The organism is Saccharopolyspora sp. NPDC047091 (genome assembly GCF_040643635.1).
Lineage (GTDB): Bacteria > Actinomycetota > Actinomycetes > Mycobacteriales > Pseudonocardiaceae > Saccharopolyspora_C.
Genome location: NZ_JBEYUS010000041.1, coordinates 35,467 through 55,453, shown reverse-complemented (window position 1 = coordinate 55,453; position 19,987 = coordinate 35,467). Strand labels below are relative to the sequence as shown.

The following is a 19,987-nucleotide window of genomic DNA, read 5'->3' as shown; positions in this document are numbered from 1 at the left end:
CTCCAAGTGCTCGATCGGGCGGTGCTCCTCGAGGTCGGACTCGTCGGTGATCTCGCCGACGATCTCCTCGATGAGCGGCATCGCACACTCGGACGGCACCGGTAGACCGGTGGCGCCGAGGTCTACGCTGGTACTTAACCGAGTTTGCACGTCCAGGAGGTCTGGTGTCCGGGTCCGATGACACACGTGGCGGCGGCGACCGCCGCGGAGCCGATTCCGGCCGAAGCGGCCAGGCCGGCAAGAACGGATCGGCCGGGCGCGGGTTCGGCGGCCGGAACGATCGGGGCCGGGACAGTGGCCCCCGCGGTGGTTCCGGTGGCGACCGCGGCAAGCCGGCCCGTGGCGGCGACCGGTTCTCGAACAACCGCGACCGCAGCGGTGACCGTCGCGGCCCGCGCATCGAAGATCGCCGCGCGGACGGTGGACACCGCCAGCGCGCCTTCGGTCAGGGACGCGATGAGCAGACCTGGGGTCGGCCGGGGGACAAGGACGACTCCAAGTTCCGCAAGGACGGGCGTGGTCGCCCCGCGGACAAGGGCGGATTCCGCCGGGACTCCAAGTTCGACGACCGCAAGGGCGGACGTCCGGGTGAGCAGCGCCGGGGCGGGTTCCGCGACGATCGACGTGGGGACGATCGGCGCAACGACGCTGGCCGTGGCGGGTTCCGCGATGACCGGCGCGGAGACGACCGGCGCAACGACGGTGGCCGTGGCGGCCAAGGTGGTCCTCGGCGCTTCGACCGGCAGGACGACCGCGGGCGCAGCTTCAACCGGGACGACCGGCCCAATCGCCCGTACCGGGACGACCGGCGGCGGGACGACGACAAGCGCGGTGGCGATGACCGGAACCGTGGTGACTTCCGCGGCGGCGACCGGCGCGACAAGCCGCGGTTCGACGACCGCCGGGGCTCCCACTCCAACCGTGATGACCGACGCCCGGACAACCGGCGTCCCGAGCGGCGGGACGACGACCGGCGCGGTGGTGACCGCCAGGACGGCAACCGCTCCCAGGGTGGCAACCGCTCCCAGGGTGGCAACCGCTCCCAGGGTGGCAACCGCTTCCAGGGTGGTGGGCACCGCTCCGACGACCGTCCGCGGAACGACCGCCCGTGGCAGGACCGGAAGAACGACGGCCGGGATCGCGGCGACCGTCCCTGGGCGGACAAGCGCGACGATCGCGGGGGCGACCGGCGGCAGCGGGACGATCGCCGCGACGACCGTGGGGGCAAGCCCTCGTACGGCCGTCCGAAGGACGACCGCAGGGGCGGCGACCGGCCGCAGGGCAAGCGGGAGCGTTACGACAACGACCGGCCGCAGGGCAAGCGGGACCGCTATGACAACGACCGGCCGCGGCGCGATGACCGTCAGCGGCCGCACTCGGACAACCGCGGCGACAACCGCGGCCCGCGCCGCAATGACCGGGACGCGGGGCCGCGTTCCGGTGCCGCGGCCGAGGAGAACGTCGACGCGAAGCCCGTAGAGATCGCCCCGGAACTGCCGGACGACGTCGACGCCTCCGAACTGCACGGCGAGATCCGCCGGGACATGCGTTCCCTGCCGAAGGGCCTCGCGGACAAGGTCGCTCTGCACTTGGTCGCGGCCGGGAAGCTGATGGACACCGATCCGGAGCAGGCCTTGGTGCACGCGCGCTACGCGCGGCACCGCGCCTCCCGCATCGGTGCCGCGCGCGAGGCGAACGGGCTGTGCGCCTACCAGATGGGCGAGTGGACCGAGGCCCTGTCCGAGCTTCGCGCCGCGCGCCGCATGGGCGGCGGGCCCGGGCACATCGCGATCATGGCGGACTGCGAGCGGGCGCTGGGCCGCGCGGAGCGGGCGCTGGAGCTGAGCCGGAGCGCCGAAGCCGCGGAGCTGACCGGTGGGGAAGCCGTGGAACTCCGCATCGTCGCCGCCGGTGCTCGCCGGGACCTCGGTGAGGTCGAAGCGTCCGTGGTGAGTCTGCAGATCCCCGAGCTGGACCCGAAGGTTCAGGAACCGTGGAGCGCGCGGCTGTTCTACGCCTACGCGGACAACCTGCTCGCCGCCGACCGGGTGCAGGAGGCGTTCACGTGGTTCGTGCACGCTGCCCACGCCGACGACGACGGTGAAACCGACGCCCCGGAGCGCCTCGACGAACTGGTGGCGCTGCTCGGCGGTGACGCCGAAGCCGAAGAGCTCGTGGCCGAAGCCACCGCCGCCGGACCCGCCGTGCTCGATGAGGCGGACGACGTCGAAGTCACGCTGGAGGCGGAGGTGGACGCGGCAGACGTGGCGGCGGAAGCATCCGTGGACGCGGGCGACTCCGCCGCGGAACCGGACCCGGCCGACGAGGTCTCCGCGACTGACGAGGTCAGCAGCACCGAATCGGGCGTCACCGGATCCGACGAGGCTTCGGCTGCCGAAGCCGAACCGAAGCCGGAAGCGAACGAGCAGGCGGCCGCCCGAGCGGTGAAGGCGAGCGACCCGCGAGGGGACGAATCGCAGTGACCGAGACGCTGCTCGACCACCACGACGCGGTGCTGCTCGACCTCGACGGCACCGTGTACCGCGGCGGCCGGCTCGCCCCCGGGGCGGATGAGGCCATCGCCGAAGTGCGCCGCAACGGCGTGCAGGCGCGGTACGTGACGAACAACGCGTCCAAACCGGCGCAGGCCGTCGCCGACCACCTCAACGCGCTCGGCCTGCAGGCCACCGCGGACGAGGTCAGCACCAGCGCTCAAGCCGGGGCCGCACTGCTCGCCGAGCAGTTGCCCGCAGGTGCGAAAGTGCTGGTCGTCGGGTCGGAGGCCCTCGCGGCGGAGGTCGAGCAGCTCGGACTCACCCCGGTCCGGGAGAACGCGGACGAACCGGTCGCCGTGGTGCAGGGGCACTCGCCGGACACCGGGTGGTGGAACCTGGCGGAAGCGTGCCTGTCCATCCGGGCCGGAGCGACGTGGGTCGCCTGCAACGCGGACGCGACCTTGCCCACCGAACGCGGTGAACTGCCCGGCAACGGCTCGATGGTCGCGGCGCTGCGCGCGGCGACCGGGCAGGAGCCGCAGGTCGCGGGCAAACCGGAGCGTCCGCTGCTGGATCGTGCGGTGTCCTCGGCGCGGGCGAGCCGTCCGTTGATGGTCGGCGACCGGCTGGACACCGACATCAGCGGTGCCGTGCGGTCCGGGATGTCCTCGCTGATGGTGCTGACCGGGGTGAGCACTCCGGCGGACGCGCTGTTCGCACCGGTCGAACTCCGGCCCGAGCACATCGCGGACGACCTCCGCGGCCTGCACCTGCCGCATGCGGTGACCGCGGTCGGCGACCAGCCCGGCTGGAAGGTCCGCGTCGAAGATGGCGTCCTCGAACTGTCGGCCGCGTCGGACCAGGCGGCATCGGACCAGGCGGAGTCGGCCCGGGTGCGCGAGCGCGCGCTCGGTGCGCTGCGGGCGTTGTGCGCCGCGTGGTGGCCGGTCGGTACCGGCCAGGTCGCGGTCCGCCCGGCGGATTCCGCGTCCGCCGATGCGTTGCGCGAACTGGGCATCGCCTGAAGCGACCGGCTCCGCACGTCCGAGGTTCAGGTCGGATAGCGTTGATGTAGTCGCCGCGAGACGTCCGGCGATGTGGGCGACAGAAGCGGGAGACGATGACCTCTCCAGGGCAGGACGGCTCGTTCGCACCGAACCCGTCGATGCTGGCGAAGCCCTCGGACGACGGCTCGGCGGCCGAGCACGCCATCGGTGAAGCCCTCGCGCGTCTCGACGAGGTGCGCGAGCTGCCGGTGGCCGAGCACGTCCAGCGGTTCGAGGCGGTGCACACGGCGTTGTCCGAAGCGTTGAGCAGAGCCGAGAACATGCTGTCCGGCTCGACCGGCGGCGGGTGATCGGTGTGCCGCGCAAAGCGCGTTTGGACGCCGAACTCGTGCGCCGCGGCCTCGCCAGGTCGCGGGAACAAGCCGCAGAACTGATCGCCGCCGGCCGGGTGACCGTGCGGGGCATGGTCGCCGGAAAACCAGCGACCGCGGTCGAGATCGATGCCCCGATCGTGGTGGCCGAAGACGTGGACGACCCGAAGTGGGCCTCCCGCGGAGCGCACAAGCTGCTGGGCGCCCTGGAGACCTTCGGGCCGGACGGGCTGACCGTCGACGGTCGCCGGTGCCTCGATGCCGGCGCGTCGACCGGTGGCTTCACCGACGTGCTGTTGCGGCAGGGTGCTCGCGAAGTGGTCGCCGTTGACGTCGGGTACGGCCAGCTGGTGTGGGCGTTGCAGACCGACGAGCGCGTGCGGGTGCACGACCGCACCAACGTGCGCGCCCTGGAACCCACCGACATCGGCGGGCCGGTCGACCTCGTGGTCGCCGACCTGTCGTTCATCTCGCTGAAGCTCGTGCTGCCCGCGCTGCTGGCGTGTTCCGGGCCGGAAGCCGACCTCGTCCCGATGATCAAACCGCAGTTCGAGGTCGGCAAGGAACGACTGGGTTCCGGTGGCGTGGTGCGCGACCCGGAGCTGCGCGCCGAAGCGGTCCTGGACGTGGTCCGCTTCGCCGCCGAATCCGGACTCGGGTTGCGCGGTGTCACCGCCAGCCCGCTGCCGGGCCCGTCCGGGAACGTCGAGTTCTTCGCCTGGCTGCGAGCCGGGGCGAGCACCGACCCGGCGGAAGCGGCGGAGCTCGTCGCGGAAGCGGTGCGCACCGGGCCGCAGACGACGGACAAGGGCAGCGGGAGCCAGAAGGCGACCGCAGGCACGACCGGACACCGACGAGGGGGCCGCAGTTGACCCGAGAGGTGCTGCTGGTGGTCCACACCGGTAAACAGCACAACCTGCGCACCGCGGAGAAGGTCGCCGGCCAGCTGGTGGGAGCCGGCGTGCGAGTCCGGGTGCTGGAGGACGAGGCACGCGACCTCAGCCCCGGTTGCTACACGCAGGCCGTCCCGTCCGGGCCGCACTCCGCCGCGGGCACCGAGCTGGTGTTCGTGCTCGGCGGCGATGGCACGCTGCTGCGCGCCGCCGAACTGGCCCGGCTGCCGGGGGTCCCCGTGTTCGGGGTCAACCTGGGACGGGTCGGATTCCTCGCCGGTGCCGACTCGGACGCGTTGGACCAAGCGGTGCTGGCCGTGGTCGAAGGCCGCTACCACGTCGAGGAGCGGATGACCGTCGACATCACCGCGATGCTCGACGGGCGGGTGCTCGCGACCACGTGGGCGCTGAACGAGGCCAGCGTGGAGAAGAGCAGCCGGGAACGCATCCTCGACGTGGTCGTCGAGGTCGACGGGCATCCGGTGTCCGCCTTCGGTTGCGACGGGGTGCTGTGCTCCACCCCGACGGGATCGACGGCCTACGCGTTCTCCGCGGGCGGCCCCGTGGTCTGGCCCGAGGTGGAGGCGCTGCTGGTGGTGCCGAGCAACGCGCACGCGCTGTTCGCCCGCCCGCTGGTGGTGTCGCGGAACTCCACGGTCGCGCTGGAGATCGATCACGGCGGGCACGACGCGGTGCTCTGCTGCGACGGGCAGCGGCATTTCGACCTGCCCGCGGGCGCCCGGGTCGAGGTCGTGGCCGGGGCGAACCCGCTGCGCCTGGTGCGGTTGTACGACGCCTCCTTCACCGACCGCCTGGTGCAGAAGTTCGAGCTCCCGGTCCAGGGCTGGCGCGGCCCGGCCGCCGACTGACCGGCCGGGAACCGGGCCGAGGCGCGGTCGCGCGTCCAAGGTGTGCGCGAATCGGCGGGATTGATCGGACTGGCGGGGGCCGAGCGGTCGGGGCCGCCCGCTAGGGTGCTGGATGTGTTGGCTGAGATGCGCATCCAGGGACTGGGAGTCATCGACGATGCCACGCTCGAGCTGCACCCAGGCCTGACCGTGGTGACCGGTGAGACCGGAGCTGGCAAGACGATGGTGGTCACGGGGCTGCACCTGCTCAGCGGTGGTCGCGCCGATGCTTCGCGAGTCCGATCGAACACTCCGCGGGCTCTGGTGGAGGGGCGGTTCGAGGTCGTCCCCGAATCGGGGGCGGCGCGGGTCGCGGGCGAAGCCGGTGCCGAACCGGACGACGACGGCAGCCTGATCGCGCTGCGCAGCGTGAACAGCGATGGCCGTTCGCGCGCGCACCTGGGCGGCCGGGCGGTGCCGAACGCGGTGCTCTCCGAACTGTCGGAGCAGCTGCTCGCGGTGCACGGGCAGAACGACCAGCTGCGGCTGCTGCGCTCCGGCGAGCAGCGCGCGGTGCTGGACCGCTTCGCGGGTGAGCCGGTGGCCACCGTTCTCGAGCAGTACCAGCGGGTTCGCACCGAATGGGCCGCCGTGGTGCGGGAGCTGGCGGAGCGCACCGACCGGGCCCGGGAGTGGGCCCGCGAGGCGGAGCTGCTCAAGCACGGCCTGGACGAGATCGAGGCCGTGGCGCCGGAGCAGGGCGAGGACACGGCCCTCGTCGACGAGGCGCGACGGCTGTCCGACGTGGACCAGCTGCGCGAGATCGCGGCCGGTGCCCAGCACGCGGTGAGCGGTGCGGCCGACGGCGACCCGGAATCCCCCGGCGCGATGGGGCTGCTCGGCGATGCCAGGCGCCGGCTCGGCGCCGCCGAGGACCCGGTGCTGCTCGAGCTGGATTCGCGGGTCGCGGAGGCGACCGCGGTGCTCTCCGACGTGGGCGCCGAACTGGGCGGATACCTGGATCGGCTGGACGCCGACCCCGGACGGCTGGAGCAGGTGCTCGCCAGGCAGGCCGAGCTGAAGAACCTCACCAAGAAGTACGCCGCGGACATCGACGGCGTGCTGGCGTGGGCCGCGGACGCGCGGGAGCGCCTGGCCGGGATGGACACCTCCGAGGAGGCGCTGTCCGCGCTGGCGCAGCAGCGGGACGAGCTCGCCGCCGAACTGGCGGAGCACGCCCAGGCACTCACCAAGGAACGGCAGGAGGCCGCCGTCGGGCTCGCCGCCGCGGTCTCCGAGGAACTCGCCGGACTGGCGATGGCCCAGGCCAAGCTGGAAGTCGTGGTCGAGCCCAAGCAGACCGACGAGGCGGACGCTGCGGCGCTGGTGGTGGGGGACCGGACGCTGTCCGCCGGCCCCGACGGCACCGACGAGGTGGAACTGCGGCTCATCGCGCACTCGGGTGCCCCGTCGCTGCCGATCCACAAGGGCGCGTCGGGCGGTGAGCTCTCGCGGGTGATGCTGGGCCTGGAAGTGGTGCTCGCCGACGCCGACACGGTGCCGACGCTGGTGTTCGACGAGGTCGACGCCGGTGTGGGCGGTCGGGCCGCCGTGGAGATCGGCCGCCGGCTCGCGCGGCTCGCCCGGACCCACCAGGTGATCGTGGTGACCCACCTGGCGCAGGTCGCCGCGTACGCGGACCGGCACCTCGTGGTGGACAAGGGCGCGAACGACACCGGGCTCACCCGGAGCGACGTGCGCACCGTCGCGGACGGCAAGCGGGTGGCGGAACTGGCCCGCATGCTCGCCGGGCTGGACTCCACCGCCACCGGTCGGGCGCACGCCGAGGAGCTGCTGGCGACCGCCGCGTCCGACAAGTCGAAGGCGGAACCGGCGAAGGGCGGGCGCGGTGGGAAGAACGCGGCTGCGGGGTCCCGCTGACCCGAATGATCCATTTGGATCAATCAAGTAGGTCCGATCGGGCGCAGGCGTACGGCGTGGCGACCTCGCGGGCGTTGATCCGTTTGCAACCATCGATGCATGAAGCTCAGTGGTCTGCTCACACGTCAGGAGGAGGAGCTGCCGGGAGTGACCGGTACGGCGCGCGTCCCGCGCCGCACCGGCGAGCTGCCGCCGCGGCTCGGCCCCGGTGACATCGTCCTGCTGGACCAGGTCGACCTCGATCGCCGGACGGCGGACGCCCTGGTGGCTGCGGGGGTCATCGCGGTGGTCAACGCCGCACCGTCGATCTCGGGGCGGTTCCCCAACCTGGGGCCGGAGGTGCTGTCCGCGGCCGGCGTCACCCTGATCGACCGCGTCGGCCGGGACGCGCTGCGCGCGGTCAAGGACGGCGCCAAGGTGCGGCTGCACCAGGGCACGATCTACTCGGGTGATCGCGAGATCGCCACCGGTGTGGAGCAGGACGCCGACTCGATCGCGGATCAGCTGATCGAGGCCAAGACGGGCATGACCTCGCAGCTCGAAGCGTTCTCGGCGAACACCATCGAGTTCCTGCGCACCGAGCGGATGCTCATCCTCGACGGCGTCGGGGTGCCGGCCGTGACCGTGCCCATCGAGGATCGCCACGTCCTGGTGCTGGTGCCCGGTTACGGGCACGCCGACGACCTGAAGCGCCTGAAGCGCTACATCAAGCACTACCGGCCGGTGCTGATCGGCGTGGACGCGGGTGCGGACACCCTGCTGCGGGCCGGGTACCACCCCGACGTGATCGTCGGTGACCCGAACGGCATCGAGAAGGACACCTTGAAGCGGGCCACCGAGGTCGTGGTGCCGGCGCACCTGGACGGGCACGCACCGGGGATCGAGCGCATCCAGGACCTCGGCATCGGCGCGCTGACCTTCCCAGCCTCCGGGAACCCGGAAGACCTGGCACTGCTGATCGCGGACGCTCACAACGCCCGCCTCGTGGTGACGGTGGGCTTCCAGGCGACGCTGCACGAGTTCCTGGACCGCGGCCGGTCCGGTTCGAACCCCTCCACGTTCCTGACCCGGCTGCGGCTGGGCAGCAGGCTCGTCGACGGGGCCGCGGTGTCCGCGCTGCAGCGCAACGCCGGGTCGAACTGGGCAGTGGTCCTGCTGCTCGTGGCCGCGCTGCTGGTGCTGGGCGTGGCCTTGGCCGTGTCCGGGTTCGGGTCGTCCTTCCTCGCGGCGCTCGCCGACTTCGGCCGGTCCGCGTTCGGGAGCGTGCAGGAGTGGTTCGCATGATCTCGATGCGCCAACACGTGATCTCGCTGGCGGCGGTCCTGCTGGCCCTGGGGGTGGGGATCGTGCTCGGTTCGACCTCGCTCAGCGAGCGCGTGCTCTCGCACGTCGGTGAAGAGCGCGACTCGCTGAGCAACCAGGTCGACGAGCTCGGCGCGGAGCGCACCGCGCTCCGCGGCGAACTGGACGGGGTCAACCGGTTCAGCGCGGCGACGGCCCCGCTGACCGTGCGCGGGAGCCTGGCCGACCGCGGTGTCGTCCTCTACAGCACCTGGGACGTGTCGGAGCAGGACCGCGCCGGGATGCGCCGGCTGCTCGAGGAATCCGGCGCGCAGGTGACCGGTGAGGTGCAGCTGGACCGGGCGGTCGCCGAACCGGACCGGGCCGACCAAGTGCGGAAGCTGGTCACCCGGCTGCTCCCCGCCGGGGTGCAGCTGCCCACCGCCACCGACGTCGGGACGCTCACCGGTGGGCTGCTGGGGCCGCTGACCATGGCCGACCAGGGGGCCGGGGCGCCGCAGATCGCGCCCGAGGAGCGCGCGGCCGCGCTGACCGGCCTGTCCGAAGGCGGTTTCGCCACAGTGGTGGGCGAGGTGCGCCCCGCCCCGCTCGCGCTGGTGATGACCGGTGGCGACCAGGCCGGGGCCGAGGCCGGTGGGGCGGCCGATCGGGCCGCCTTCCTGGCCCGCTTCGCCTCGCAGCTGGACCGTTCCGGAAGCGGCGCCGTCCTCGCGGGTGCGCGTGGTTCTGCCGACGGCGACGGCCCGGTCGGCGTCGCCCGAGCCGACCGGGCGGTGTCCTCGGTGCTCTCCACCGTGGACAACGCGGACACCCCGCAGGGCAGGGTGGCCGCGGTGCTGGCGCTGCGGGAGCAGCTCGACGGCCGGGCCGGGCACTACGGCACGGCCAGCAGCGCGCAGGGAGCGGTTCCCGGCGTGCGCGACTGACCGGCGCGTCGCCCGGCCCGGCGGTACGGCCACGCCGGGCGGCGCGGACGCGGGGGCGCCGCCCGGCTGGGCGGCTCGGCACGCGGTACCTCCGGGCCGCGCCTCGGGACGGGGGTGGACGCGGCGGTTCGGAGCGGTGCCGAGCCGGGTTCGGAGAGCCATGCCATCGATGATGTTCGAGAATTATTCGATCCGCGATAATTCGATGGGGTGACATTCCTGTGCTGCGCGCCGAAGCGCGGCCAGAATCGGAGCCATGGACGAGATGCGAAGCGCGAACCCCGCCCCGGCCGAGCCGGCGTCCCGGGGGCGAGCCGCCGAACCCAGCCCCGTGGTCCGGCGCCACCTGCTCGCGGGTGAACTCCGGCAGCTGCGGCACGCGGCGCGGCTGACCCACGCCGACGTCGCGCAGCGGTTGGGCTGGCCGCAGGCGAAGGTGAGCAAGATCGAAGGCGCCCGCCAGCAGGTCGGCGTGGAAGCGGTGATCGCGCTCGCCGACATCTGCCACGCCGGTTCCGAGCGGCGCGACCGGCTGGTCGAGCTGGCGCACTCCGCGCGCGGCCGCGGGTGGTGGGAGTCGTACCGGGACGTGCTGCCCGCCGACGTCCGCGCGCACGTGGGGTTCGAGGCCGAAGCGGCCGAAGTGCGGGAGTTCGCCGTCGAAGAGCTCCCCGACCTGGTGCGGACCGACGAGTACGCCGCGGCCGTCGACGCGGCTCGCGAGCCGGAGCGCTCGCCGGAGGAGGCCGCGCGCTCGCTGGAGGTGCTGCGCCGCAGGCGGCAGCGGGTCGAGGACGGCGCGGTGCGGCTGGACCTGGTCCTGGCGGAATCGGCGCTGCACCGCGAGGTGGGCGGGCCGGCGGTGCTGGCGCGCCAGCTGGCAGGGCTGCGCGACCTCGCGGAACGGCCGACGGTGACGGTGCGCGTGCTGCCGTTCAGCGCCGGTGCGGCGGCGGCCCGAACGCCGTTCGCGGTGCTGTCGTTCGAGCTCGACGTGCCGGAGGTCGTGGTGAGCTCGAACGCCGGGCTCGTCGACCTGGTCGACGACCCGCCGGTCGCGCGGACGCACCACGCATTGCTGGAACGCCTGCGCGCGGCGGCGCTGCCACCCGAGGACTCGGTCCGGCTGCTGCATCCGGCGGGGAGGCTCACGATGTCCGGGTGACCCGGCGGGACGGGTGCGGCGGGCGGGGCGACCCGTCCGGATCGTGCCCCAACGGCGGTTGACCTGGAGCTCCGGGCCGTGTTCGAGGCCATGCGGGTCGCCGTGTACCCCCGGTTCATCGTGCGTTAGGCTGAAATCCCGTGGGAGCGACGGATTCAGCCGTCCTGCCAGCGCAGATTCACTCAGCCCGGCGACGGCTTGACCACGGGGAGCCTTCTTGGTGCCGCAAACACGCACGATCAAGCACGTGTTCGTCACGGGAGGTGTCGCCTCCTCACTCGGCAAGGGCCTGACCGCGTCGAGCCTCGGCGAACTCCTGACCTCCCGCGGCCTGCGGGTGACGATGCAGAAGCTCGATCCTTATCTCAACGTCGACCCCGGAACGATGAACCCGTTCCAGCACGGCGAGGTGTTCGTCACCGAAGACGGGGCGGAGACCGACCTCGACATCGGGCACTACGAGAGGTTCCTGGACCGGGACCTCACCAAGAACGCGAACGTCACCACCGGTCAGGTGTACTCGGCGGTCATCGCGAAGGAACGCCGCGGTGAGTACCTGGGCGACACCGTGCAGGTCATCCCGCACATCACCGACCAGATCATCGCCCGCATCCGCGCGATGTCCGAACCGGACGAGGACGGGCGCACGCCCGACGTCGTGATCACCGAGGTCGGCGGCACGGTCGGCGACATCGAGTCGCTGCCGTTCCTGGAGGCCTGCCGTCAGATGCGGCACGACGTGGGCCGGGACAACTGCTTCTTCCTGCACGTGTCGCTGGTGCCGTACCTGGCACCGTCGGGCGAGCTCAAGACGAAGCCGACCCAGCACTCGGTGGCCGCGCTGCGCAACATCGGCATCCAGCCCGACGCGCTGGTCTGCCGGGCCGACCGCGAGCTCCCCGAGGACCTCAAGCGCAAGATCGCGCTGATGTGCGATGTGGACTCCGACGGCGTCGTCGCCTGCCCGGACGCCCCGTCGATCTACGACATCCCGCGGGTGCTGCACGGCGAAGGACTGGACGCGTACCTGGTGCGGCGGCTCGGCCTGCCGTTCCGGGACGTCGACTGGACCGTGTGGGGCGACCTGCTCGACCGGGTGCACAAGCCGACCGAGCGGGTGCGGATCGCACTGGTCGGCAAGTACGTCGACCTGCCGGACGCGTACCTGTCGGTCACCGAGGCACTGCGCGCGGGCGGGTTCGCGCACCGCGCGAAGGTCGAGATCGCCTGGGTGCCCTCCGACGAGTGCGACACCGACGCGGGGGCGGCGCACGCGCTGGCCGGCATGGACGGCGTGCTGATCCCCGGAGGCTTCGGCGTGCGCGGCATCGAGGGCAAGCTGGGGGCGATCCGCTACGCCCGCACGCACGGGATCCCCACCCTCGGGCTGTGCCTCGGCCTGCAGTGCATGGTGATCGAGGCGGCCCGGTCGCTCGCCGATCTGAAGCGGGCGAACTCCGCCGAGTTCGAGGAGCCCTGCCAGCACCCGGTGATCAGCACCATGGCCGATCAGCGGGACGTGCTCTCCGGCGACCGGGACATGGGCGGCACTATGCGGCTCGGCTCCTACCCGGCGAAGCTGCTGGAGGGGTCGGTGGTCGCCGAGGCCTACGGCGAGACCGAGATCGCCGAACGCCACCGGCACCGCTACGAGGTGAACAACGCCTACCGCGACCGGCTGACCAAGGCCGGGCTGGTGTTCTCGGGCACCTCGCCCGACGACCGCCTGGTGGAGTTCGTGGAGCTGCCGCGCGAGCAGCACCCGTTCTTCGTCGGCACGCAGGCGCACCCGGAGCTCAAGAGCAGGCCGACGCGCCCGCACCCGCTGTTCGCCGCCTTCGTCCGGGCCGCCGTCGACTACCGCGCGGCGGAACGGCTCCCGGTCGAGCTGCCGGACAACGTGGAAGCCGGCGTCTGAACCGGACCGTAGGGTGGCGCCGTGAGCGCAGCGAATACGAACGACACGGGTAGCGGCGAGGACGTCCAGCGGACCGACGGAACGCACGAGTTCAGCACCGTTGCGTCCCAGGACGTCTACGTGGGCAAGATCCTGGCGTTGCGGGCCGACGAGGTCGCGATGCCGGGCGGCGGGCAGGCGCGGCGCGAAGTCGTCGAGCACCTCGGCGCGGTGTCGATCGTCGCGCTCGACGCGGACGACCGGGTCGTGCTGATCCACCAGTACCGATACCCGGTGGGGCGGCGGCTCTGGGAGCTGCCCGCGGGACTGCTCGACGTCGCGGGGGAGGACCCGGTGCGCACTGCGCAGCGGGAACTCGCCGAAGAGGTCGGGCTCGCCGCCGAGGACTGGTCGGTGCTGGTGGACATCGCCTCGTCCCCGGGTTTCACCGACCAGAGCGAGCGCGTGTTCTTGGCGCGGTCGCTGACCGAGGTGGGACGGCCGCCCGCCGTGGGCGACGAGGAGGCGGACCTGGTGGTGCGCCGCGTCCCGTTCGACGAAGCGCTGCGGATGGTGTTCGCGGGGGAGATCGTGAACGCCCCCGCGGTGTCCGGCCTGCTGGCGGCGGCCGCGGTGCGCTCGGGCCGCGCCGAGCCGCGGCCCGCGTCGGCGGAGTGGCTGGACCGCCCGCACCGGTTGGCCGAGCGCTTGCACGGCTGAACCGGAGCGCACCGGCATCCCCGGGCGGGGAGCGGAGGTACGAACGCCCCATCCGATCATCTGATCGGATGGGGCGTTCGGCTGTGCGCGGTCGAATTCGCGTCGAGCGGCCGGGAGCGGGAGACGGCCGCGCGTCGATCCGACCGCTGGGAGCGGTGAACCGGCCGCGCCGCGCAGATCACCAGGTCAGGACCTCAGCACGCGCCCGTTCGCATCGGTGCTCTCGGTGCTGAGCAGGACGATCCCGTCGACCACGCACCAGATGAGGGCGGCGAGGGTGCCCAGCCCGCAGGAGATCAACCCCCCGAAGGTGAACAGCAGCAGCTGCACGACCGCGATCCCGGTGTGCCCGGTGTAGAACCGCCCGATCCCGAACGGCAGCAGGATCTGCAGCAGTCCCGCCGCGAGTTTCGACTTGTCGGACGCCACGCCGTCCTCGTACGGGTTCCGCGGCATCCCGTACGGCGTCGGCGTGCCCGGACCCCAGCCGGGCCCCGGTGGGGGCGGCGCCGTCGGGTAGGTGACCGGGCCTCCCGCGGGGCGCGGGGCGGGCAGGTCGGTGAACAGGGCGGTCAGGTCGTCGCCGGTGACCGCGCGGGTCGCCCGGTCGACGCGTTCCTCGTATTCGCCGAGGCTCAGTCTGCTCACGGAGTAGTGCTCGCCGAGCGCTTCGATCGCCTGCGCGCGCTCGTGGTCGCCGATGCGCATCCGGCCGGGTTCGTACGGGAAGTCCACGGTGCGCAGATTAGTCGAACCGGATCGCTCCGGAGGGGAATTCAGGGGTATGTGGCATGCTTTCGGACTAATCGTTCTTGCTCCGTTCTCTCGCTGGGGGATACGCACTGCCGGTCGCCGGAAGTCCTTCGGCACCATGGCGGGTGGCCGGAGTTCCGGCGGCGCGGCATCGAGGCTGCGACCTGTTCGTTTTCGCGCAGAGGAGTTCGGCCCGTGAAAGCCTTCGAGGACCTTCCCGAGGGATTGCGCACCGCCTGCTCCGGTTTCCTGGACCACTTGGCGGTGGAGCGGGGCAGCGCCCGCAGCACCCTGGATTCGTATTCGCGGGATCTGCGTCGGTACGGCGGGCACCTGGCCGAATCGGGAGTGCGGGTGCTGCGCGAGGTGACCTCGGCGCACTTGGCGGCGTTCGCCGCGGAATTGCGCGAGGGGACCGACGAGCACCCGCCGCTCGCCCCGTCGTCGGCGGCGCGGGCGCTGGTCGCGGTGCGCGGCCTGCACCGGTTCGCGCACGCCGAGGGCTGGGTCGACGCGGACGTGGCGCGGGAGGTGTCACCGCCCAGCCCGGCGCGCCGGTTGCCGAAGGCGCTGCCGGTGTCCGACGTGCTGCGACTGCTGGACGGGGCGAACAGCCGGGACGTGCGCGGACTGCGGGATCGGGCGCTGCTGGAGCTGCTGTACTCCTCGGGGGCCCGCATCTCGGAGGCCGTGGGGTTGGACGTCGACGACCTGGACTCGGCGGAGCGCACGGTGCTGCTCAACGGCAAGGGCGGCCGGCAGCGGCTGGTCCCGATCGGGCGTCCCGCGTTGGAGGCGCTGGACGCCTACCTGGTGCGGGCGCGACCGGTGCTGGCGGCGCGCGGCAAGGGCGATGCGGCGGTGTTCCTGAATTCGCACGGCGGCAGGTTGTCCCGGCAGAGCGCGTGGAACGCGTTGAAATCCGCGGCGGACCGGGCGGGCATCACCAGTGCGGTATCGCCGCACGTGCTGCGCCATTCGTTCGCCACCCACCTGCTGGAAGGCGGCGCGGACGTGCGGGTGGTGCAGGAATTGCTCGGGCATGCCTCGGTGACGACCACGCAGGTGTACACGCTGGTCACGGTGAACACGTTGCGCGAGGTGTACGCCACCGCCCATCCGAGGGCGTTGCAGCGGGACGCGTGAACCCGATGGAGTGGGGTGGGACGCATTTCGCCGGTGCTCGGCGAGGCGCGTTGCCGCTGGTCGCGAATGCCACTTAGGCTGCGTTCGATCGGTATGATCGTCGCCGGCAGACAAGGAGTCCTAGCGCCATGTCGACACCGCAGCCCTCCGCCGATGGGCGGTCCCGGGGCGCGGTCGACCTGAGCATCGCCCCGCACAAGCCCTCGGCTTCGGGTGGTGAGGCCGAGTTGTCACCGGACGCGAACGTCGGCCCGACCGGCCGCCCGCGCAGGCACATCCCGGAACCGCCGCTGCTGGACCGGCACGGTCCGGCCTCGGTGCTGGCCATGTGCAACCAGAAGGGCGGCGTCGGCAAGACGACGTCGACGATCAACCTGGGCGCCGCGCTCGCCGAGTACGGGCGCCGGGTGCTGCTGGTGGACTTCGATCCGCAGGGTGCGCTCTCGGTCGGCCTGGGGGTGCAGCCGCACCAGCTGGACCAGACGATCTACAACGTGATCATGGAGCGGTCCGTCGACGTCCGGGACGTGGTGATGTCCACGACCGTCGAGGGCATGGACCTGCTGCCGAGCAACATCGACCTGTCGGCCGCCGAAGTGCAGCTGGTCGCCGAGGTCGGTCGCGAGCAGACCCTGCAGCGCGTGCTGTTCCCGGCGATGAAGGAGTACGACTTCATCCTGGTGGACTGCCAGCCGTCGCTGGGCCTGCTGACGGTGAACGCGCTCGCCGCCGCCGACGGCGTGATCATCCCGCTGGAGTGCGAGTTCTTCAGCCTGCGCGGGGTGGCGCTGCTGATCGACACGATCGAGAAGGTGCAGGAGCGGCTGAACCCGAAGCTGGAGATCAGCGGCATCCTGGCGACCATGTTCGACCCGCGGACGCTGCACTCCCGCGAGGTGATGGCGCGCGTGGTGGAGGCGTTCGGCGACGTCGTCTTCGACAGCGTGATCAACCGGACGGTGCGCTTCCCGGAGACGACGGTGGCCGGTGAGCCGATCACCCGCTGGGCACCGCGGTCCGCCGGTGCGCAGGCCTACCGCTCGCTGGCGCGCGAGGTGATCGCGCGGTGACGGTTCCCGTGCGGCCCGGTGTCGGGGAGGGCGCGTGAGGCGTCGTGCCGAGCTGCCCGGTGCGTCCGAGCTGTTCCGGACCACGACGCGCGGCTCCGAGCCGCCGGAACCGCCCGCCGCACCGCGGTCCGTGGATTCCGCTGGTCAGCGAACTGCCGAGCCTGCCGCCGAGGGGGTGCAGGGCAGGTCGGGGTCGGGACGTCGCAAGCACGATGCGAAAATCACCGTGTACGTCTCCGATGAGGAGTTGCTGGCGTTGGAACAGGCCCGGCTCGCGCTGCGCGCTGAGCACGGCATCGCGGTGGATCGCGGCAGGGTCGTGCGTGAAGGGGTGGCGATGCTGCTCGCTGATCTTGAGGCGCGGGGCGCGGATTCGGTGCTGGTGCGCGAATTGCGGCGGGAGTCCGGCGAGTGACCGACTCCGTTCCCGGCGGGGTCGATGCTGTTGAGGTGCAGGACCGGGCCGATGCCGAGGCCCCGGGCGGCGACGCCCAGGGGGAGTCCTCCTCGACGGGCCGCTTCACGGTGCGGCTGGACAACTTCGAGGGCCCGTTCGACCTGCTGCTGCAGCTGATCTCGCAGCACCAGCTGGACGTCACCGAGGTGGCGCTGCACAAGGTCACCGACGAGTTCATCGCCTACACCAAGGCGCTGGGCGAGCACTGGAACCTGGACGAGACCACCGAGTTCCTGGTGGTCGCCGCGACGCTGCTCGACCTGAAGGCGGCCCGGTTGCTGCCCGCCGCCGACGTGGAGGACGAGGACGACCTGGCGCTGCTGGAGGCGCGGGACCTGCTGTTCGCGCGGCTGTTGCAGTACCGGGCGTACAAGCAGGTCGCGGCGCTGTTCGGCGAGCTGGAGGCGGGGGCGCTGCGCCGCTACCCGCGATCGGTGGCCGTCGAACCGCGCTACGAGAACCTGCTGCCCGAGGTGATGATCGGGGTCGGACCGCAGCGGCTCGCGGAGATCGCGGCCGCGGTGTTCCGGCCGAAGCCGCCGCCATCGGTGTCGCTGGACCACATCCACCAGCACCAGGTGTCGGTGCGCGAGCACGCGGCGCTGCTGCGGGTGCGGCTGGCCGAGTGGGGGGCCGCGGACTTCTCGGCGCTGGTCGCCGACTGCGAGCACACCGTGGAGATCGTCGCCCGGTTCTTGGCCCTGCTGGAGCTGTTCCGGGAGAAGGTGCTCGTGTTCGAGCAGGAGGATCCGCTGGGGGACCTGGTGGTGCGCTGGGTCGGCGGCAGCCTGGAGGACGCGCGGGTGGCGGCCGATGCCGACCGGCGCAGCGCGAACGAAGAGGAATACGGGTGAGCGCAGTGCACGACGATGCGTCCGGTGCGGGCGAGGCCGAGCAGGTGGCGGACGCGGTGGCGCCGGAGGCCGTGGCGGGCGGGCCGGATCGGCTCGCCGAGCGGGGCGACGGGCGGGCCGGTGCCGAGTCCTCGGCCGGGGCTCGCGTTGCGAGCGGCGAGCCGGCGGCGGGGACGGCCACCGACGGCTCGCTTGCCGACGGTGAACCCGTCGGTGCCGAGCTCCCTGAGGCTGAGCCCGCCGGTGCCGAGTCCGCCTCTGTGGAGCCGACGGCTGCTGGGCCGACCGCTGTCGAGGCCGCTGATGACGAGCCGGTCGCCGTCGAGTCGACTGCTGTCGAGAAGACTGCGGCTGAGACGGCCCACGAGGAGCCGACCGCTGTCGAGCCGGGCGCTGTCGAGCCGGGCGACGATGAGACGGCCGACGAGACGGCTGACGAGACGGCCGACGAGCCGAACGACGACGAATCGACTGAGGGGTCCGCGGCCGACGAGCCTCCCGCCGTCGAGTCCGCTAGCGACGAGCAGCCCGGCACCGACCCCCTCGACGCCCTGCTCGCCGGAACCGGAGTTCCGGGTGAGGATCCGCCCGAGGCCGAGGCCGAGGCCGAGGCCGAGCCCGGACCCGGCCGGACCGACGACGGACGATCCGCGGATCCCGACCCCGCGGACTCCGACCCGCAAGGCTCCGGCCTCGGAGACTCCGACCCGAGAGGCCCCGACCCCGCGAATTCCGACCCCGCGGACGACTCCCCGTCCCAGTCCGACGCCGCCGTCCCCGTTTCGCGCACCCCGCCGGACCTGACCGAGGACGACGCCCTGGATTCCGCGCTGGAGGCGCTGCTGCTGGTGGTGGACGTCCCGGCGGGGGAGGAGCTGCTGGCCGACACCCTGGACCAGCCGGTCGCCCGCATCCGGTCCGCGTTGCAGCGGCTGGCCCGCGGTTACGAGGAGGCCGGGCGCGGCATCGACCTGCGGCGGGTCGGCGAGGGCTGGCGGTTCTACACCCGGGAGACCTACGCGCCGTACGTGGAGCGCTACCTGCTCGACGGGCAGCGCGCGAAGCTGACCAGAGCCGCGCTGGAGACGCTCGCGGTCATCTCCTACCGGCAGCCGGTGACCCGCGCGCGGGTGGCGGCGGTACGCGGTGTCAACGTCGATGGCGTCATCCGTACCCTGGTGGGGCGCGGCCTTGTCGAGGAGGCCGGTACCGACCCGGAGACCGGCGGGTTCCTGTACTGCACGACGGAGCTGTTCCTGGAACGGCTCGGCCTGTCGTCGCTGAAGGACCTTCCGCCGCTGGCTCCCCTGCTGCCTGAAGTGGATACGATCGACGATGTCTGAACACCGTGCCCCGGCTTCTTCCTCCGCTGCGGAGTCGCAGCCGGAGGGAATCCGCCTGCAGAAGGTGCTGTCCCGCGCGGGGGTGGCTTCGCGCCGCGCCGCCGAGGGCATGATCACCGAGGGCCGCATCGAGGTGGACGGCGAGGTCGTCACCGAGCTCGGCAGGCGGGTGGACCCGGAGAACTCGGTGATCCACGTGGACGGCACCCGCGTGAACGTGAACGAGGACGTGCAGCACCTGCTGCTGAACAAGCCCCAGGGCATCCTCTGCTCGATGTCCGACGACCAGGGGCGCCCGTGCATCGGTGACTACCTGCGGGAGCGGGACGGCAAGCTGTTCCACGTGGGCCGGCTGGACGTGGACACCGAGGGCCTGCTGCTGATCACGAACGACGGCGAGCTGGCGCACCGGTTGATGCACCCGTCCTACCAGGTGCTCAAGACGTACCTGGCCGAGGTGCCGGGGCCGATCGCGAAGGACCTGGGCAAGCGGCTGCGCGCCGGGGTGACCCTGGACGACGGCCCGGTGAAGCTGGACAAGTTCCGGCTGGTCGACGTGAACGAGGGGCGCGCGCTGGTCGAGGTCGTGCTGCACGAGGGCCGCAAGCACGTGGTCCGCCGGATGCTGGAGCACGTGGGGCACCCGGTGAAGCGGCTGGTGCGCACCGCGATCGACGAAGTGCGGCTGGGCAACGAGCGCCCGGGCGCGATCCGGAAGCTGGACCGCAAGGAGGTCGGCGCGCTCTACCGGGCCGTCGGCATGTGATCTTCTCGGCGGGACCCGCCTCGTTCGTCGGGG

19 protein-coding genes are annotated in these 19,987 nt (G+C 72.3%); 17 read left to right on the top strand and 2 right to left on the bottom strand.

All coding sequences use genetic code 11. The features are described 5' to 3' along the window. Positions 1–134: 134 nt before the first annotated feature. Positions 135–1,526 carry a hypothetical protein gene (locus tag ABZ805_RS18605; RefSeq protein WP_358441525.1) on the bottom strand — a complete coding sequence of 464 codons (1,392 nt, stop codon included), beginning with the start codon at positions 1,524–1,526 and terminating at the stop codon, positions 135–137. Between the two features lie 18 nt (positions 1,527–1,544). On the opposite strand from ABZ805_RS18605, the gene ABZ805_RS18600 reads away from it, so the two are divergent. From ABZ805_RS18600 to ABZ805_RS18550, 11 genes are all read left to right on the top strand, one after another. Beyond that, positions 1,545–2,483: a hypothetical protein gene (locus ABZ805_RS18600; RefSeq protein WP_358441522.1), complete on the top strand. Its 939-nt coding sequence runs from the start codon at positions 1,545–1,547 to the stop codon at positions 2,481–2,483. Beyond that, positions 2,480–3,520 (top strand): HAD-IIA family hydrolase, encoded by a 1,041-nt coding sequence (locus tag ABZ805_RS18595; RefSeq protein WP_358441519.1) that lies wholly within the window; start codon positions 2,480–2,482, stop codon positions 3,518–3,520. Before ABZ805_RS18600 ends, ABZ805_RS18595 begins: the two co-directional genes overlap by 4 nt. 95 nt (positions 3,521–3,615) lie before the next feature. After that, a complete protein-coding gene (locus ABZ805_RS18590; RefSeq protein WP_358441516.1) occupies positions 3,616–3,852 on the top strand; it encodes a hypothetical protein in 237 nt (78 codons plus the stop codon). Between the two features lie 5 nt (positions 3,853–3,857). Continuing rightward, on the top strand, positions 3,858–4,745 hold the full coding sequence (locus tag ABZ805_RS18585; protein ID WP_358441513.1) for a TlyA family RNA methyltransferase: 888 nt from the start codon (positions 3,858–3,860) through the stop codon (positions 4,743–4,745). Beyond that, positions 4,742–5,635 (top strand): NAD kinase, encoded by an 894-nt coding sequence (locus tag ABZ805_RS18580; protein WP_358441511.1) that lies wholly within the window; start codon positions 4,742–4,744, stop codon positions 5,633–5,635. The genes ABZ805_RS18585 and ABZ805_RS18580 overlap by 4 nt, the downstream gene beginning before the upstream one ends. A 114-nt stretch (positions 5,636–5,749) precedes the next feature. Then, positions 5,750–7,555: a DNA repair protein RecN gene (gene recN / locus ABZ805_RS18575; RefSeq protein WP_358441510.1), complete on the top strand. Its 1,806-nt coding sequence runs from the start codon at positions 5,750–5,752 to the stop codon at positions 7,553–7,555. 99 nt (positions 7,556–7,654) lie between these two features. Further along, entirely contained in the window at positions 7,655–8,839 is a 1,185-nt protein-coding gene (steA, locus tag ABZ805_RS18570; RefSeq protein ID WP_358441508.1) for a putative cytokinetic ring protein SteA, read from the top strand. Beyond that, entirely contained in the window at positions 8,836–9,783 is a 948-nt protein-coding gene (locus tag ABZ805_RS18565; RefSeq protein WP_358441505.1) for a copper transporter, read from the top strand. Before steA ends, ABZ805_RS18565 begins: the two co-directional genes overlap by 4 nt. A 256-nt stretch (positions 9,784–10,039) precedes the next feature. Further along, a complete protein-coding gene (locus ABZ805_RS18560; RefSeq protein ID WP_358441503.1) occupies positions 10,040–10,948 on the top strand; it encodes a helix-turn-helix transcriptional regulator in 909 nt (302 codons plus the stop codon). A 217-nt stretch (positions 10,949–11,165) separates the two neighbouring features. Beyond that, positions 11,166–12,866 carry a CTP synthase gene (locus ABZ805_RS18555; RefSeq protein WP_358441500.1) on the top strand — a complete coding sequence of 567 codons (1,701 nt, stop codon included), beginning with the start codon at positions 11,166–11,168 and terminating at the stop codon, positions 12,864–12,866. 21 nt (positions 12,867–12,887) lie between these two features. Continuing rightward, entirely contained in the window at positions 12,888–13,565 is a 678-nt protein-coding gene (locus tag ABZ805_RS18550; protein ID WP_358441497.1) for an NUDIX hydrolase, read from the top strand. Between the two features lie 186 nt (positions 13,566–13,751). Here the strand turns inward: ABZ805_RS18550 and ABZ805_RS18545 are convergent, their stop codons facing one another. Beyond that, on the bottom strand, positions 13,752–14,300 hold the full coding sequence (locus ABZ805_RS18545) for a DUF1707 domain-containing protein (RefSeq protein WP_358441495.1): 549 nt from the start codon (positions 14,298–14,300) through the stop codon (positions 13,752–13,754). 213 nt (positions 14,301–14,513) lie between these two features. Here ABZ805_RS18545 and xerD point away from each other — a divergent pair, with 213 nt between their 5' ends. The 6 genes from xerD (at position 14,514) to ABZ805_RS18515 (ending at position 19,954) form a co-directional block, all read left to right on the top strand. Continuing rightward, positions 14,514–15,464: a site-specific tyrosine recombinase XerD gene (xerD, locus tag ABZ805_RS18540; RefSeq protein WP_358441493.1), complete on the top strand. Its 951-nt coding sequence runs from the start codon at positions 14,514–14,516 to the stop codon at positions 15,462–15,464. A gap of 128 nt (positions 15,465–15,592) precedes the next feature. Then, on the top strand, positions 15,593–16,534 hold the full coding sequence (locus tag ABZ805_RS18535; RefSeq protein WP_358441490.1) for a ParA family protein: 942 nt from the start codon (positions 15,593–15,595) through the stop codon (positions 16,532–16,534). A 34-nt stretch (positions 16,535–16,568) separates the two neighbouring features. Next, positions 16,569–16,949, top strand: a complete 381-nt coding sequence (locus ABZ805_RS18530; RefSeq protein ID WP_358441487.1) for a hypothetical protein — start codon at positions 16,569–16,571, stop codon at positions 16,947–16,949. 35 nt (positions 16,950–16,984) lie between these two features. After that, positions 16,985–17,845, top strand: coding sequence for a segregation/condensation protein A (locus ABZ805_RS18525; protein WP_358441535.1), 861 nt, complete (start codon positions 16,985–16,987; stop codon positions 17,843–17,845). A 551-nt stretch (positions 17,846–18,396) separates the two neighbouring features. Continuing rightward, positions 18,397–19,188, top strand: coding sequence for an SMC-Scp complex subunit ScpB (scpB, locus tag ABZ805_RS18520; RefSeq protein WP_358441532.1), 792 nt, complete (start codon positions 18,397–18,399; stop codon positions 19,186–19,188). After that, positions 19,181–19,954 (top strand): pseudouridine synthase, encoded by a 774-nt coding sequence (locus tag ABZ805_RS18515; RefSeq protein ID WP_358441484.1) that lies wholly within the window; start codon positions 19,181–19,183, stop codon positions 19,952–19,954. The genes scpB and ABZ805_RS18515 overlap by 8 nt, the downstream gene beginning before the upstream one ends. The last annotated feature ends 33 nt before the right edge of the window (positions 19,955–19,987 follow it).